Consider the following 14,915-nt stretch of genomic DNA (forward strand, 5'->3'; position numbering starts at 1 on the left):
CTCATGCGCGTATTCAGCGTTCCCCTCTCAGTTCCGTTCCTGCGCACGATCGTCGCGAGCCTGCTCGACGGCCGGCTGGTCGAGGGATTCGAGGCGCGCAAGGAACCGGCGCGACTGGCGGACGCCACGCTGTACTTGCCGACACGGCGCGCCATGCGCGTGGTGCGCGAGATCTTCCTTGAGGAAATGAGGACGGATGCCGTGGTGCTGCCGCGCATCGTCGCGCTCGGCGACATCGACGAGGACGAGCTCGCTTTCGCTGAGGAAGGCGAGCAGTTTTCCGGCGCGACGCCGCTCGAGATTCCGCCGCGGCTCGGCGAGCTGGAACGGCGGCTGACCCTGGCACAGCTGGTCGCGGCCTGGGCCAAGGGCCCGGTGCTGGCGCCGCTGGTGGTCGGCGGCCCCGCCTCGACGCTGGCGCTCGCCGGCGACCTCGCACGCCTGATCGACGACATGGTGACGCGCGGCGTCGACTGGAGCAAGCTCGACGGCCTCGTGCCTGACATGCTCGACCGTTACTGGCAGCACTCGCTTGATTTTCTGCGCATCGCGCGCATCGCCTGGCCCGCTCATCTCGCCGAGATCAACCGGATCCAGCCGGCCGCACGGCGCCATCTGCTGATCGCGGCGGAAGCCAAGCGGCTGACCGCGCATCCGCATGGCCCCGTGATTGCGGCGGGCTCGACCGGCTCGATGCCGGCCACCGCAAAATTTTTGCACGCGGTCGCCGCGCTGCCGCATGGTGCGGTTGTGCTGCCGGGGCTCGACACTGACCTGGACGACGATGCCTGGCGGATCATCGGCGGCGGCAGGGACCTGCTGGGCATCACCGAGAATCCCACCTCGAACCATCCGCAATATGCGATGCACGGGCTGCTCGAGCGCTTCGGCATCAAGCGCGGCGACGTCGAGATCCTGGAGCCGGCTGCACCGCATGGGCGCGATCTCCTTGCTTCCGAATCGATGCGGCCGTCCAGCGCAACCGAGAAATGGCATGACCGGCTGAAGCAGCCCGATGTGGCCGCGAGGATATCAGGCGGCATGAAGAACCTCGCCGTGGTCGAGGCGCCCAATCCGGAGATGGAGGCGCTCGCGATAGCCATTGCGATGCGCGAGGCGCGGCATCTGGACAAATCGGCGGCGCTGGTGACGCCCGATCGTGCGCTGGCGCGGCGGGTGATGGCCGCGCTGACGCGATGGGATCTCGCCTTCGATGATTCCGGCGGCGACGTGCTGATGGAAACCGCAGCCGGCGTGTTCGCGCGCCTTGTGGCTGAGGCCGCGACCAGGGGCTTGGAGCCGCCGACGCTGCTGGCGATGCTGAAACACCCGCTCTGTCGCCTTGGCCGCGCGAGCGGCGCATGGAAGGCTGAGATCGAGGACCTCGAGCTTGCGGTGTTGCGCGGCACGCGCCCACCGGCGAGCACGGGCGGCCTGCTGCGCGAATTCAACCGCTTTCGCGAGGAGCTGGCAAAGCTCTGGCGCCATGAAATCTCTGCGCTGCACGCCGCCGAGCCGCGGGCGCGTCTCAAGGCGGAAGATCTCGATCGCGTCCAGGCGCTGATCGAGGCGTTGCAGAGAGCCCTGGCCCCGATCGAAAGCCTGGCCTCGTCAAAACCGTTCGACTTTGCCGAGCTTGCGCATCGCCATCGCGAGATCATCATCGAGCTGTCGCGCGACGAGCAGGGCATTCCGCTTGCCTTCGAGGAGCGCGAAGGCCTCGCGCTCGCCGGCGCCTTCGACGATCTCCTGCGCGGCGGCACCACCAGCGGGCTGATGGTGCCGCTGCCTGACTATGCCGACGTATTCCAGACGGCGTTCAGCGATCGCGCCGTGCGACGGCGTGACAAGCCCGGCGCACGCCTGCAGATCTACGGCCCGCTGGAATCGCGGCTGATGCAGGCCGACCGCGTCATCATCGGCGGACTCATTGAGGGCGTGTGGCCGCCGGCGCCGCGGATCGATCCCTGGCTTAGCCGGCCGATGCGGCACGAGCTCGGTCTCGATCTGCCGGAGCGGCGTATCGGCCTCTCCGCGCACGATTTTGCGCAACTGCTCGGCGGCGATGAGGTCATCCTCACCCATTCCGCCAAGGCCGGCGGCGCGCCGGCCGTCGCCTCGCGCTTCCTGCACCGGCTGGAAGCGGTTGCGGGCGCCGAGCTCTGGAAGGCGGCTGTCCGCGCCGGCGAGAAATACGTGCAGTTTGCAGGCGCGCTCGACCGGCCCGCCGAGGTCAAGCCGATCAAGCAGCCCGAGCCGCGCCCGCCGCGCGCGACGCGGCCGCTGAAAATGTCCGTCACCGCGATCGAGGACTGGCTGCGCGATCCCTACACGATCTACGCCAAATATATCTTACGGCTCGACGCGCTCGATCCGGTCGACATGCCGCTGTCGGCAGCCGATCGCGGCTCGGCCATCCACGATGCGATCGGCGAGTTCACCGAGACCTATGCTGAACATCTGCCCGACGATCCCGCCCGCGTGTTGCGCGCGATCGGCGAAAGACATTTCGCGCTGCTGATGGAGCGGCCCGAGGCGCGCGCGCTGTGGTGGCCACGCTTCCAGCGCATCGCACGCTGGTTCGGCGAATGGGAGACGGCACGGCGCGATGCGATCGAGGCGATCACAGCGGAGACGCGCGGCGAGATCTCGATCCGGCTCGACAATGAGCGCAGCTTCCGCCTTTCCGCCCGCGCCGACCGCATCGAGCGGCGCCAGGGCGGCGGCTACGCCATCCTCGATTACAAGACCGGCCAGCCGCCAAGCGACAAGCAGGTCCGCTTAGGGCTGTCACCGCAACTGACACTGGAAGCCGCGATCCTGCGCGAGGGCGGTTTCCCCGATATCGATGCCGGTTCGTCGGTGAGTCAGCTCGTCTATGTGCGCCTGAGCGGCAACAATCCTGCCGGAGAAGAGCGCATCGTCCAGCTCAAGATAAACAAAGGTGACGAGCCGATTCCACCGGACACTGCTGCCGCCGACGCAAGAGCCAAACTGGAGGCGCTGATCCGCGCCTTCGACGACGACAACCAGCCCTACACCTCGCTGAACCTGCCGATGTGGACCAACCGCTACGGCGCCTATGACGACCTCGCCCGGATCAAGGAATGGTCCGCGGCCGGCGGCCTGGGGATCGAGGAATGGTGAAGCTTCCGCGCCCCATCCCCGACGAAGTGCGCGCACGACAGGCGCGTGCGTCCGACCCGACCGCGTCGGCCTTCGTGTCGGCCAATGCCGGCTCGGGCAAGACGCATGTGCTGGTGCAGCGCGTGATCCGCCTCTTGCTGTCAGGCGTGCCGCCGGAAAAGATCCTCTGCATCACCTTCACCAAGGCCGCGGCCGCCAACATGGCCGAGCGCGTGTTCACCACGCTTGGACATTGGGTGACGCTTGACGATACCGGGCTCGATGCCGCGATCCGCGCCGTCGGCATCCCGCATCCCAGCGCAAAGCTGCGGCGGGAGGCGCGAAAGCTGTTCGCCTGTGCGCTGGAGACGCCGGGCGGGCTGAAGGTGCAGACCATCCACGCGCTCTGCACCCGCCTGCTCCAGCAATTCCCGTTCGAGGCCAACGTGCCGGCGCGCTTTGCTGTGATGGACGACCGCGACCAGACCGATATGATGGAGCGCGCCAATCTGAAGGTGTTTCTGGAGGCCGCGCGCGATCCTGACAGCGTCACCGGCCGCGCGCTGCTGACTGCGATGGCAAACGCCGCCGACGTCACCTTCAAGGAGGTCGTGCGCGAGGCGTGCCTGAGCCGCGATCACTTCATGGCCTGGACCGATGAGGCCGGCAATGCCGGGGCTGCCGCCGAACAGATGGCCGCTGTGCTGGGCGTGGATGCGAGCGATGGCATCGAGGACGTCGAGACCGAGATCCTCGACGGCCCGTTCCTGCCGCGGGTGCGCTGGGACGACATCGCCTTCGCGCTCGAGGACGGCAGCAAATCCGACAACGATCAGGCGAGCCGGCTCCGCGAGGCCAAGGCGTTTTCCGGCGCCGCGCAGGTCGATGCTTATCTGTCCGTCTTCCTCACCGACGACAAGCTGCCGCGCAAGGCGGTGCTGACCAAGAAATTCGGCGAGCACAATCCCTCCGTCGCGCGCCTGTTCGAGAACGAGGCGTCCCGCCTGTTTGGATTGATCGAGAAGCGCCGCGCGGTGACCATGCGCGACCGCACCGCGGCTCTGCTGCATATCGCGACCGCAGCCGCTGCGAACTACCGCCGCGAGAAGCAGGAGCGCGGCCTGCTCGACTATGACGATCTCATCGACAAGACTCTGGCGATGCTCGACCGCATCTCCTCGGGCTGGGTGCACTACAAGCTCGACCGCGGCGTCGATCACGTGCTGATCGACGAGGCCCAGGACACCAGCCCGCGGCAATGGGACATTGTCGCGCATATCATCTCCGAGTTCACGGCCGGCGAGGGCGCGCGCGAAGGCTTGAACCGCACGGTGTTCGCCGTCGGCGACGAGAAGCAGTCGATCTTCTCGTTCCAGGGCGCGGCGCCCCACGAGTTCGACGCGCGACGGCGCGAGCTGCACCGCAAGTTCACCGCGGCCGGGTTGAAATTCGATCCCGTGGCTTTCACTTATTCGTTCCGCTCGGGCGCCGCGATCCTGCACTCGGTCGACCACGTCTTCCGCGATCCCGCGATCTACAAGAGCATCCATTCCGTCGAGATCGGTCATCCCCTGCACAACGCGCTGGCCGATGCCGGCCCGAGCGTGATCGAGCTGTGGGATCTTGCCGAGGCGGACGACCGACAGGAGATCGAGGGCTGGCGCGCGCCGTTCGACGGCGTCGCCGTGACCAGCCCCGAGGTCAAGCTCGCACGGCGCATTCAGGCCGAGATCAAGCGGCTGGTCGAGAGCGGCACGCTGACAGGCCACGAGAACGAGCGACGCCCCTTGCGCTATGGTGACATGCTGATTCTTGTACGCCGGCGCGGCAATGCGTTCGACGCGGTGATCCAGGCACTGAAGCACGCCGGCGTTCCCGTCGCCGGTGCCGACCGACTGAAGCTGACCGAGCACATCGCGATCATCGATCTGATGAACCTTGCGGATGCGCTGCTGCTGCCGCAGGACGATCTGGCGCTGGCTGTGGCGCTGAAGAGTCCGCTGTTCGGCCTCGACGACGACGACCTGTTTCAGTTGGCCCATGACCGCAAGGGATCGCTGCGCCGCGCACTGGGCGAGCATGCGGCTGGAAACGAGAAATTCGCGACCGTGCTGCGGCGCCTGGAGGCCTGCGAGATGCGCGCGCGCGAGGAGACGCCGTTCGCCTTCTACGCCTGGCTGCTCGGCGGCGACGGCGGCCGCGCGCGCATCCTGCGCCGGCTCGGGCATGAAGCGAATGACGCGCTCGACGAATTTCTGGAGCTGGCGCTGAATTGCGAGCGCAAGGCACCTGCCTCGCTGCAAGGTTTTATGGCCTGGCTGCGCTCCGCCGATACCGAAGTGAAGCGCGACATGGAGATCACGCGCGACGAGGTGCGGGTGATGACCGTGCACGGCGCCAAGGGCCTCGAGGCCTCGGTCGTGTTCATGGTCGATACCACGTCATCGCCCGCGGACTCGCAGCGGGTCCGGCTGATCAACGTGCCGCGCGGCAATGGCGGCGAGGTGGTGGTGTGGGCCGGGCGCAAGGCCGACGACCCAAAACCCGTCGCCGAGGCGCGCAAGGCAATGCTGGAGGAGACCGAGGACGAATATCGCCGCCTGCTCTATGTCGCGATGACGCGCGCGGCCGACCGGCTGATCGTCGGCGGCTGCATGCCCGGCAATATGCGGACGGTCCGCAAGCTGAGCTGGTACGACCTGATCGACACCGGTCTATCCTCCTCGGGTCTCGACAAGCAGACGATCGAGACACCGCTCGGCAAGGTGACCCGATTCGCTCGTGCCGAGGATGTTGCGGCGCTGGGCACACCGGCCGCAGCCGTGGACCAGACCATCACGCTGCCGGACTGGCTGCGCACGCCAGCGCCGCGCGAGACACCCGACGACGATCCGGTTCGCCCGTCCGGCCAGCCGGCCGAGGAAGGCCGCGCGGTCCGGTCAGGCGAATCAGTCCAGTCCCGCGCCCTGGCGCTGCAGCGCGGCACGCTGGTGCACCGGTTGCTGCAATCGCTGCCCGACATCGCCGCCGAGCGCCGGCGCGAGGCCGCGCTCGGCTTCATGGCGCGCAATGCGGCCGACTGGACCGAGGCTGACCGCATCGTTTTGGCCGACAAGGTGCTCGCCTTGATCGCCGAGCCGCGATTCGCGCCGGTCTTTGCCGCGGGCAGCCGCGCGGAGGCCGCCATCGTCGGCAAGCTCGACCGACCGGGACGGCGGCCGGCGCTGGTGTCTGGGCAGATCGACCGGCTGGTGGTGACCCCATCAGAGGTTCTGATCGTCGATTTCAAGACCAACCAGACGGCGCCCAGGAGCGCCGCTGATGCGCCCGCCGCCTATGTCAGGCAGCTCGCGCTCTACCGGGCGGTGCTATCGCGGCTTTATCCCCAAAAGCCCATCCGCGCGGTCCTGCTCTGGACCGAGGCCCTTGAATATATGGAGATTTCGGCCCCCGCGCTGGACGCGGCGCTGGCATCCCTTCATCTCAGTGTGAGCGTCCTTGACCCGGCAAGGGGCCGTTCATAGGTTGGCACCATGATCCCGGGCGCGATTCCATGTCGCGCCGATTCTCTTTCAACCGAGTGAGGTACTCCAATGGCCGTTGGCAAGGTTTCCGATACCGATTTCGAAGCCGAAGTGCTCAAGGCGAACGGCCCCGTCGTCGTCGATTTCTGGGCCGAGTGGTGCGGCCCCTGCCGCATGATCGCACCCGCCCTCGACGAGATCGCCGGCGCGATGGGTGACAAGGTCAAGATCGTGAAGCTCAACGTCGACGAAAGCCCGAAGACCGCGTCGAAGTATGGCGTGATGTCGATCCCGACCCTGATGATCTTCAAGGGCGGCGAGATGGCCTCCCGCCAGGTCGGCGCTGCGCCGAAGGCGAAGCTGCAGCAGTGGATCACCTCCGCGGTCTGATTCACGTCGCAGCGCGATGATTTTCCACAACGGCCGGCGCTTCGTCGGCCGTTTTATTTGCTATCTGCCTCAGTGCGCTCATTGCCTTCGATGAGCGCCTGAAACATCGCAACCAGCCGCTTGGTATCGGAGCCCAGTGGCGCAAAGAACGCAGCGTCGGCCTCCTCGACCGCCACGACCGCCTTGCGGGCAAGATCACGACCCGCCTTGGTGACCGAAATGGCCTTGGCGCGCGGATCCTCGGGATGATCGACTCGCTGGATCAGCTGCGCCGCTTCCAGCGCCCGCAGCACCTGCGACGTGGTCATTGGATCGACGCCGCAAAGTTGTGCGAGCCGCGCCTGGGTCAGCGTCTCGGACGTGGCGAACCACGTCGCCGTTGCCAGCAGCACGAATTGCGAATGGGTGAGCTCGTAGGGCTGAAGCGCCGCTCGCTGCCGCCGCTGCCACGCGTTCGAGATCTTCCAGAGCAGGAAGCCCGGGCTTTCGGCGGGGCCTGACAGACGTGTCGGAAGCGGCGGCTTCGTCATTGCGCTCCTCCGGCCAGTTTGGACAGGCTCGCGAGCACCTCGGGGAAATCGGCGGAAACGGCCGGGCCGATCTCGGCGGCCTGCGGCCCGCGGGCGTCGACCGCGTAAACGATACGCGTCCGCGCCGGGCCAAGCGGCTCGATGCGATGGGCGACGAGGATGGTGAGATCGCCCACCCGCGTTTCATCGACAAAGCAGACATTCTCGCGCACGTCGATCAGTTGCGAGCGCAGCGCCTCCTCGCCGGGCGGCTTCATGGTGAACCAGGTGCCTGATGCAAACGGCCCGTCGATGTCGATCTGCTCGATGCCTGCATTCCAGTTTTTCCAGCCGGAGACATTGCGAAAGATGCTCCAGATCGCCTCAGGAGAGGCCGTCGTCTCGATCGCGTATTCCGTCTGCCAGGTTGCTTCGTCGCTCATGGAATGACCTCCCTTAGTATGCACGCTTATAATAAGCGCGCATACTATCTGAGTCAACCCCATGACCCGATGAAGCCGTCTACTTGATCCACCCCGTCGCCAGTGCGTTCGCCAACTCCGGCTGATTGTTGCGGCGGGCGAGTGCGGCCATCGCTTCATGGTCGTAGGCGATCTGGCGAAAGGTCACCTGCCAGGCACCATCAATGAGTTCGAGGATCGCGTAACGCGCGTGCGGCGTGCCGGCTTCGACGACGTGCGGGAACGGATGCTTGTCGCGATAGCCGGGGCTGCCGACGCTGCCGGGATTGACGATCAGCCTGTTGTCGCGAAGCCGTACGGCGCGGGCGAGATGGGTGGGGGCGCAGAGGATCAGCGACTGCGTGATGCCTTGCGCGAACTGCTCGATGCGATCGAGCGGCGACAGTGCCACGGTGCCATCAGGGTGCACGGTGTCGAGCCAATAGACCTCGTCATCCTCGGGCGTCGCGTGACAGAGGAAGACCTGATCCCGAAACACGCGCGTCATCGGCTGCGCGCGGAGCCAATCAAGCTGCGCGGTGTTGAGCTGCGCGTGCGCAGGACGGTCCCACGAGCCCATCTTCTCCGGGGGACGGTCGAGCAGATAGCGGTCGTGGTTGCCGAGCACATGCACGGCGTCGAGTGGCATCAGGATCTCGATGGTACGGCGCGCATCGAGCGGGCCGCTCAGCATGTCGCCGAGATTGACGATGTCGGTGATCCCAAACGCGCGGATGTCAGCGAGCACCGCTTCCAGCGCGAGGTAGTTTCCGTGGACGTCGGCAATCGCGGCAAAACGCATCGCGCTCCCAATCTCTTATCGAAGACAAGACATCTATGCAGGAGGCGTGCCGTTGAGGCCGAGCACGTGACCGGCGAGATAGAGCGAGCCCGTGATCAGGATGCGCGGCGGCACCTCGTAGGCGAGCTTCGACAGCGAACGCAGCGCGGCCTGCGTGCCGGGCGCGATCTCGACACGCATGCCGAGGCTGCGGACGGCGTCCGCGAGGCGATCGACCGGCATCGCATTCTCGGTGTCGGGAATCGGCACCGCGATGATGTGACGGGTGAGGCCGGCGAAATTGGCCAGAAACGCCTTCGCGTCCTTGTTGGCCATCATGCCCGCGATGACGACCAGCGGCCGCGACACACGTTCCTCGAGATCGCCGAGCGCGGCGGCGGCGACGCGACCGCCCTCGGCATTGTGCCCGCCATCGAGCCAGATCTCGCTGCCCTGCGGTCCGAGAGCGAGCAGCTCGCCCGAGGTGAGGCGCTGCATCCGCGCCGGCCATTCGGCACCGACGATGCCGGCCTCGAATGCCGCCTGGTTGACCCTGAAGGTCTGGATCGCACGCAGCGTCGCAATGGCAAGGCCGGCATTGTCGAACTGATGGCGGCCGAACAGGCGCGGCGCGGCGAGATCCATCAGGCCGCGCTCGTCGGAATAGACGAGGCGCCCATGCTCCACATTGACGTGCCAGCTCTCGTTCGCGGCGAACAGCGGCGCCCGCATCTGCTTGGCCTGCGCCTCGATCACGGCCATCGCCTCGCCCGCCTGCTCGGCGCAAATCACCGGCACGCCGCGCTTGATGATCGCGGCCTTCTCGGCGGCGATCGAGCCCAGCGTGTTGCCGAGGAAATCCATGTGGTCCATGCTGACAGGCGTGATCACGCAGGCCGCCGGCGTATCGACCACATTGGTCGAATCGAGCCGGCCGCCGAGGCCGACTTCGAGCAGCACCGCATCCGCAGGATTTTGCGCGAACAACAGGAATGCGGCCGCGGTCTTCAGCTCGAAGACCGTCGCGGGCTCGCCCGCATTGACGAGCTCGACCTGTTCCAGCGCTGCGCGCAATTCATCGTCGGAGACGAGCACGCCGCCGCCGACGCGACCAAGGCGGAAGCATTCGTTGATGCGGACGAGATAGGGCGAGGTATAGGCGTGGACCCGCAGGCCCGCTGCCTCCAGCGTGGCGCGCAGATATGCCACCGTCGAGCCCTTGCCGTTGGTGCCGGCGACATGGATCACCGGCGGCAGCTTGCGTTCGGGGTGGCCAAGCCGCTCGAGCAGGCGATGCATCCGCTCGAGCCCGAGATCGATGCGCTTCTGATGCAGGGCCGACAGCCGCCCGATCAACGCATCGAGCGACGCCTTCGCGCTGTCGGGGGACGCGTTCACGCGTGGGGCGCAGCCGGCGCTGTCTCGGCGGCCGATACGATCTGCGCCGGGCTGACGACGGGCTGCGTCGGCTTGGACGCGTTCTCCTGCGCCGGCGCCTTGGTCAGCAGGCGGCACAGCCGCGCCAGCGTCGGTCGCAGCTCGTGGCGATGCACGACCATGTCGACCATGCCGTGCTCCTTCAGATATTCGGCGCGCTGGAAACCTTCCGGCAGCTTTTCGCGGATAGTCTGCTCGATCACGCGCGCGCCGGCAAAGCCGATCAGTGCGCCGGGCTCGGCGATCTGCACGTCGCCGAGCATCGCATAAGATGCGGTGACGCCGCCGGTGGTCGGATTGGTCAGCACGACGATATAGGGCAGCTTGGCTTCGCGCAGCATCTGCACCGCAACCGTGGTGCGCGGCATCTGCATCAGCGACAAGATGCCTTCCTGCATGCGCGCGCCGCCGGATGCGGCGAACACGATGAAGGGCGACTTCTTCTCGACCGCGAGCTCGAGCCCGCGCACGATGGCTTCGCCCGCGGCCATGCCGAGCGAGCCGCCCATGAAATCGAAATCCTGCACGGCGACGACGACGCCGGCGCCTTCGAGCTTGCCGTAGCCGACCTTGATCGCGTCGTTCAGATTGGTGCGCGCCCGCGCATCCTTGATGCGGTCGACGTACTTCTTCTCATCGCGAAACTTGAGCGGATCCGGCGTGACGTCAGGCAGAGCGACGTCGAACCAGGTCTCGTTGTCGAAGATCGACTTCAGCCGCGCCACCGCGCCCATGCGCATGTGGTAGTTCGAGCCGGGAATGACGAACTGGTTGGCCTCGACGTCCTTGTAGAACACGAGCTGTCCGGAATCCGGGCACTTGATCCAGAGATTCTCCGGCGTCTCGCGCCGCAGCATGTTGCGGATCTTCGGCCGGACCACATTGGTAAGCCAGTTCATGGTTTGCTCCGATGTGCGAGCCCGCAGGGGATCGCCTGACGAGATATATGGCGGCCGGGCCTTTGCCCGGCAAGCTGCCGTGTCGCCCGCTTGGAAAGCGGAATTAAGGCCTATTCAGCCGCCTGCTTGGCGCCCTTGACGCCCTGGGCCAGGGCGGCGGCGAGCTCAGCCACGGCGTTAACGGTTTTGGCGGTCGCGCGGCCCTCGGAATCGAGACTGTTCTTGAGCGCGTCGACCAGCGCGGTGCCGACCACCGAACCATCGGCCTTCTCGGCAATGGCGCGCGCCGCCTCCGGCGTGCGGATGCCGAAGCCGACGCAGATCGGCAGCGCGGTATGCCGCTTGATGCGCGCGACTGCTTGGCCGACGGCATTCGCGTCCGCCGCCGCCGCACCGGTGATGCCGGCGATGGAGACGTAATAGACAAAGCCCGACGTGTTCGTGAGTACCGCAGGCAGGCGCTTGTCGTCGGTGGTCGGCGTCGCCAGGCGAATGAAGTTCAGGCCCGCCTTCAGCGCGGGAATGCAGAGCTCGTCGTCTTCCTCCGGCGGCAGATCGACGATGATCAGGCCGTCGACGCCTGACGTCTTGGCATCAGCCAGAAACTTGTCGACGCCGTAGATGTAGATCGGATTGTAATAGCCCATCAGCACCAAAGGCGTGATGTTGTCGTCCTTGCGGAAGCCGCGCACCAGCTCCAGCGTCTTCTTCAAGGTCGTGCCACCCTTGAGCGCGCGCAGACCGGCCGCCTGAATCGAGGGACCATCCGCCATCGGATCGGTGAAGGGAATGCCGAGCTCGATGACGTCGGCGCCTGCCTTCGGCAGCGCCTTGACGATCTCGAGCGACGTCGTGAGATCGGGATCGCCGGCCATCACATAGGTGACGAAGGCCGAGCGGCCCTGCTTCTTCAGCTCGGCGAAACGGGTGTCGATACGCGTGGTCATGATTCGGCGGCCGCTGTGCTATACCTCTCCCCTCCGGGGAGAGGTCGGCTGCGAAGCAGCCGGGTGAGGGGGATGGAGAGGTTCAAGTCGAGAGCACGAAGGCTCCGCGAGTCGCAGACAAGTGCCGAAGCAAAGCTTTGGCAGGCGCTGCGCAACCGGCAGCTTGCCCGTTGGAAGTTTCGCCGCCAGCATCCTGTTGATCGATACGTCGTCGACTTCGTGACGCTGGATGGAAAGCTCATCATCGAAGTTGACGGCGTCACGCATTCCAGCCCGACCGAGATCGAACGAGACAAGGCCAGAACCGAAGTCCTTGAAGCCTGCGGTTTCCTCGTCCTCCGAGTCTCGAACACGGACGTGTACGAGAATATTGAGGGCGTGCTTGAACTGATCGAAACCTCATTGAGGTTCGAGTGAGTGGAGAGACTCCTCACCCGGCTGCTTCGCAGCCGACCTCTCCCCGACGGGGAGAGGTGAAGAGAGTGCGACACGCGCCTCACTTGCTCTTGCCCTTCAGGATGTCGCCGACCTGCGGGACGTCCTTGTCGCCGCGGCCGGAGAGATTGACGACCATCAGGTGGTCTTTGGGCCGCTTCGGCGCGAGCTCCATCACCTTGGCGATGGCGTGCGCGGGCTCGAGCGCGGGAATGATGCCTTCGAGCTTGGAGAGCAGCTGGAACGCGGCGAGCGCCTCGTCATCGGTCGCGGAGAGATAATTGACGCGGCCGATCTCGTGCAGCCAGGAATGCTCGGGGCCGATGCCGGGATAGTCGAGGCCGGCCGAGATCGAATGCGCGTCCTGGATCTGGCCGTCGGCATCCATCAGCAAATAAGTGCGATTGCCATGGAGCACGCCGGGACGGCCGCCCGCGATCGAGGCCGCATGCAATTGCGTGAGCCCGTGGCCCGCGGCTTCGACGCCGAAGATTTCGACAGAGGGATCGTCGAGGAAGGGATGGAACAGGCCCATCGCGTTCGAGCCGCCGCCGATGCAGGCGACCAGCGAATCCGGCAGGCGTCCTTCGACCTCCTGCATTTGCGCTTTCGTCTCGTTGCCGATGATCGACTGGAAGTCGCGCACCAGCATCGGATAGGGATGCGGGCCCGCGACCGTGCCGATGCAATAGAAGGTGTTGTGCACGTTGGTGACCCAGTCGCGCAGCGCCTCGTTCATCGCATCCTTCAGCGTGCGCGTTCCGGACTGGACCGGCATCACCTTTGCGCCCAGCATCTCCATGCGGATCACGTTGGGCTGTTGCCGCTCGACGTCGACGGCGCCCATATAGACCACGCATTCCAGGCCAAAGCGCGCGCACAGCGTTGCGGTGGCAACGCCGTGCTGGCCGGCGCCGGTCTCGGCGATGATGCGCTTCTTGCCCATGCGCCGCGCCAGCATGATCTGGCCGAGCACATTGTTCACCTTGTGCGAGCCGGTGTGGTTGAGCTCTTCGCGCTTGAGGTAGATCTTGGCACCGCCGAGATGTTCGGTGAGGCGCTCGGCGAAATACAGCGGCGAGGGCCGGCCGACATAGTTCTTGAGGTAGCCGTTCATCTCGGCCTGGAAGGCCGGATCGGCTTTGGCCGCGGTGTAGGCCTTCTCCAGGTCGAGGATCAGCGGCATCAGGGTTTCGGCGACGAAGCGACCGCCGAAAATGCCGAAATGACCGCGCTCGTCGGGTCCGCTGCGATAGGAATTTGGTTTGGCGATGTTCATCGAACGCTCAACTCTTGAGTGGCGCGCGCGGCGCGAATGAAGGCCTTGATCAGCTCCGGGTCTTTCACACCGGGAGTGCTCTCGACACCGGAGGACACGTCGACGCCGCCGGCGCGGGTGACGCGGAGGGCTTCCGCGAGGTTTTGAGTATGGAGGCCGCCCGAAACCATATACGGCAGATCAAGCTCCAGGTTTTCCAGCAAGTGCCAGTCGAAGGGGGCACCGAGGCCGCCGGGCCGGGTCGCATCCTTCGGGGCACGGGCGTCGAACAGGATGCGGTCGGCGACTGCGGCATAGCCGGGCAGCACGGCGAGATCGGCTGCGGTCGCGACCGGCACCGCCTTCATCACCGGGCGGCCGAACTTCTGTTTGATGTCGCGCAAGCGCGCCACGCTCTCATGGCCGTGGAGCTGGAAGATATCAGGCGACAGCGCATCCATGATGTTGTCGAGCGTGGCGTCGTCGGCATCGACGGTCAGCGCCACCTTGAGCGCGCGGCTTTTCACCTGCCGGCCGAGCTCGCGCCCCGTCTCCAGCGAAACGTGCCGCGGCGAGGGCGGAAAGAACACGAACCCCACCATGTCGGCGCCCGCGTCGAGCGCCGTTTGAAGCGTCTCGCGCGTGGACAGGCCGCAGATTTTGACGAGCAGGGACATGGTCTCAAAGCAAATTGAGGCCGCAAGTGGCGGCCGGGAAACGGGCTTTTCAGTTGGGGCCGCTTCTACAACGTCGCGCGCTGCTTGTCTCGCCCGATGGCCCCGTAAAGGCCTACCCCAGAGGGAACGGGGAGGCGCTGGGCCCCCGGCTTCGACGCGGCCGCCTGGGCCTGCAGCCCGGCCAATTCGCCCCTCGCGGCCCGGGCATCCGCCTCATGCCGGCGTGCGGCGCGGCGCCAGTGCCGCTGGCCGAACCAGACCGCGCAGCCGCCGACCACGACACCCAGCGCGGCCGTCAGGATCAGCAGCAGGAACAACGGAATGTCGCGCGACAGCGCCGGATCCTTCGCCATGAATGGATCGAAGGAGACGGTGACGTCATGCCGGTTGGCAGCCGCAAAGGTCACCAAGATCAGGACCAGCGGAGTCACGAACAGCCAGGTCAGAAATTTTCGCATCGGGTGTCGCTCG

Annotated in this window: 13 protein-coding genes; 4 read left to right on the top strand and 9 right to left on the bottom strand. The window is 66.2% G+C overall.

All coding sequences use genetic code 11. The features are described 5' to 3' along the window. Positions 1-3 precede the first annotated feature (3 nt). From addB to trxA, 3 genes are all read left to right on the top strand, one after another. Positions 4-3,147: a double-strand break repair protein AddB gene (gene addB / locus L6639_RS08455; RefSeq protein WP_237860697.1), complete on the top strand. Its 3,144-nt coding sequence runs from the start codon at positions 4-6 to the stop codon at positions 3,145-3,147. Beyond that, entirely contained in the window at positions 3,141-6,650 is a 3,510-nt protein-coding gene (addA, locus tag L6639_RS08460; RefSeq protein ID WP_237860699.1) for a double-strand break repair helicase AddA, read from the top strand. Before addB ends, addA begins: the two co-directional genes overlap by 7 nt. Positions 6,651-6,719: 69 nt before the next feature. Continuing rightward, complete coding sequence (gene trxA / locus L6639_RS08465) at positions 6,720-7,040, top strand: thioredoxin (protein WP_007598398.1); 321 nt, start codon at positions 6,720-6,722, stop codon at positions 7,038-7,040. A 53-nt stretch (positions 7,041-7,093) separates the two neighbouring features. Here the strand turns inward: trxA and L6639_RS08470 are convergent, their stop codons facing one another. From L6639_RS08470 to trpA, 6 genes are all read right to left on the bottom strand, one after another. Continuing rightward, the gene (locus L6639_RS08470; RefSeq protein WP_237860701.1) at positions 7,094-7,570 is read right to left on the bottom strand and encodes a MarR family winged helix-turn-helix transcriptional regulator; all 477 of its coding nucleotides are present in this window, start codon (positions 7,568-7,570) and stop codon (positions 7,094-7,096) included. Beyond that, positions 7,567-7,992, bottom strand: coding sequence for an SRPBCC family protein (locus tag L6639_RS08475; protein ID WP_237860703.1), 426 nt, complete (start codon positions 7,990-7,992; stop codon positions 7,567-7,569). Before L6639_RS08475 ends, L6639_RS08470 begins: the two co-directional genes overlap by 4 nt. A 79-nt stretch (positions 7,993-8,071) precedes the next feature. After that, entirely contained in the window at positions 8,072-8,812 is a 741-nt protein-coding gene (locus L6639_RS08480) for a metallophosphoesterase family protein (protein ID WP_237860704.1), read from the bottom strand. A gap of 33 nt (positions 8,813-8,845) precedes the next feature. Further along, entirely contained in the window at positions 8,846-10,189 is a 1,344-nt protein-coding gene (locus L6639_RS08485) for a bifunctional folylpolyglutamate synthase/dihydrofolate synthase (protein WP_237860706.1), read from the bottom strand. Beyond that, positions 10,186-11,127, bottom strand: coding sequence for an acetyl-CoA carboxylase, carboxyltransferase subunit beta (accD, locus tag L6639_RS08490; protein WP_237860709.1), 942 nt, complete (start codon positions 11,125-11,127; stop codon positions 10,186-10,188). Before accD ends, L6639_RS08485 begins: the two co-directional genes overlap by 4 nt. Before the next feature lie 110 nt (positions 11,128-11,237). After that, entirely contained in the window at positions 11,238-12,074 is an 837-nt protein-coding gene (gene trpA, locus L6639_RS08495; RefSeq protein WP_237860711.1) for a tryptophan synthase subunit alpha, read from the bottom strand. Between the two features lie 72 nt (positions 12,075-12,146). Between trpA and L6639_RS08500 the strand changes: the two genes are divergently transcribed. Further along, positions 12,147-12,491 carry an endonuclease domain-containing protein gene (locus tag L6639_RS08500; RefSeq protein WP_237860713.1) on the top strand — a complete coding sequence of 115 codons (345 nt, stop codon included), beginning with the start codon at positions 12,147-12,149 and terminating at the stop codon, positions 12,489-12,491. A 79-nt stretch (positions 12,492-12,570) separates the two neighbouring features. Here the strand turns inward: L6639_RS08500 and trpB are convergent, their stop codons facing one another. The 3 genes from trpB to L6639_RS08515 form a co-directional block, all read right to left on the bottom strand. After that, complete coding sequence (gene trpB, locus L6639_RS08505; RefSeq protein WP_237860715.1) at positions 12,571-13,788, bottom strand: tryptophan synthase subunit beta; 1,218 nt, start codon at positions 13,786-13,788, stop codon at positions 12,571-12,573. After that, entirely contained in the window at positions 13,785-14,444 is a 660-nt protein-coding gene (locus L6639_RS08510; protein ID WP_237860716.1) for a phosphoribosylanthranilate isomerase, read from the bottom strand. The genes trpB and L6639_RS08510 overlap by 4 nt, the downstream gene beginning before the upstream one ends. Positions 14,445-14,509: 65 nt before the next feature. Continuing rightward, positions 14,510-14,902, bottom strand: coding sequence for a lipopolysaccharide assembly protein LapA domain-containing protein (locus L6639_RS08515; protein ID WP_237860718.1), 393 nt, complete (start codon positions 14,900-14,902; stop codon positions 14,510-14,512). Between the last annotated feature and the right edge of the window lie 13 nt (positions 14,903-14,915).

The organism is Bradyrhizobium zhengyangense (genome assembly GCF_022012555.1).
In the GTDB taxonomy this organism is placed as follows: Bacteria; Pseudomonadota; Alphaproteobacteria; order Rhizobiales; family Xanthobacteraceae; genus Bradyrhizobium; species Bradyrhizobium zhengyangense.

Excerpts from the sequence above, each read along its gene's own strand:
- addB (WP_237860697.1), top strand. The coding sequence starts at position 4 with ATGCGCGTATTCAGCGTTCCCCTCTCAGTTCCGTTCCTGCGCACGATC.
- addA (WP_237860699.1), top strand. The coding sequence starts at position 3,141 with ATGGTGAAGCTTCCGCGCCCCATCCCCGACGAAGTGCGCGCACGACAG.
- trxA (WP_007598398.1), top strand. The coding sequence starts at position 6,720 with ATGGCCGTTGGCAAGGTTTCCGATACCGATTTCGAAGCCGAAGTGCTC.
- L6639_RS08470 (WP_237860701.1), bottom strand. The coding sequence starts at position 7,570 with ATGACGAAGCCGCCGCTTCCGACACGTCTGTCAGGCCCCGCCGAAAGC.
- L6639_RS08475 (WP_237860703.1), bottom strand. The coding sequence starts at position 7,992 with ATGAGCGACGAAGCAACCTGGCAGACGGAATACGCGATCGAGACGACG.
- L6639_RS08480 (WP_237860704.1), bottom strand. The coding sequence starts at position 8,812 with ATGCGTTTTGCCGCGATTGCCGACGTCCACGGAAACTACCTCGCGCTG.
- accD (WP_237860709.1), bottom strand. The coding sequence starts at position 11,127 with ATGAACTGGCTTACCAATGTGGTCCGGCCGAAGATCCGCAACATGCTG.
- trpA (WP_237860711.1), bottom strand. The coding sequence starts at position 12,074 with ATGACCACGCGTATCGACACCCGTTTCGCCGAGCTGAAGAAGCAGGGC.
- L6639_RS08500 (WP_237860713.1), top strand. The coding sequence starts at position 12,147 with ATGGAGAGGTTCAAGTCGAGAGCACGAAGGCTCCGCGAGTCGCAGACA.
- trpB (WP_237860715.1), bottom strand. The coding sequence starts at position 13,788 with ATGAACATCGCCAAACCAAATTCCTATCGCAGCGGACCCGACGAGCGC.
- L6639_RS08510 (WP_237860716.1), bottom strand. The coding sequence starts at position 14,444 with ATGTCCCTGCTCGTCAAAATCTGCGGCCTGTCCACGCGCGAGACGCTT.
- L6639_RS08515 (WP_237860718.1), bottom strand. The coding sequence starts at position 14,902 with ATGCGAAAATTTCTGACCTGGCTGTTCGTGACTCCGCTGGTCCTGATC.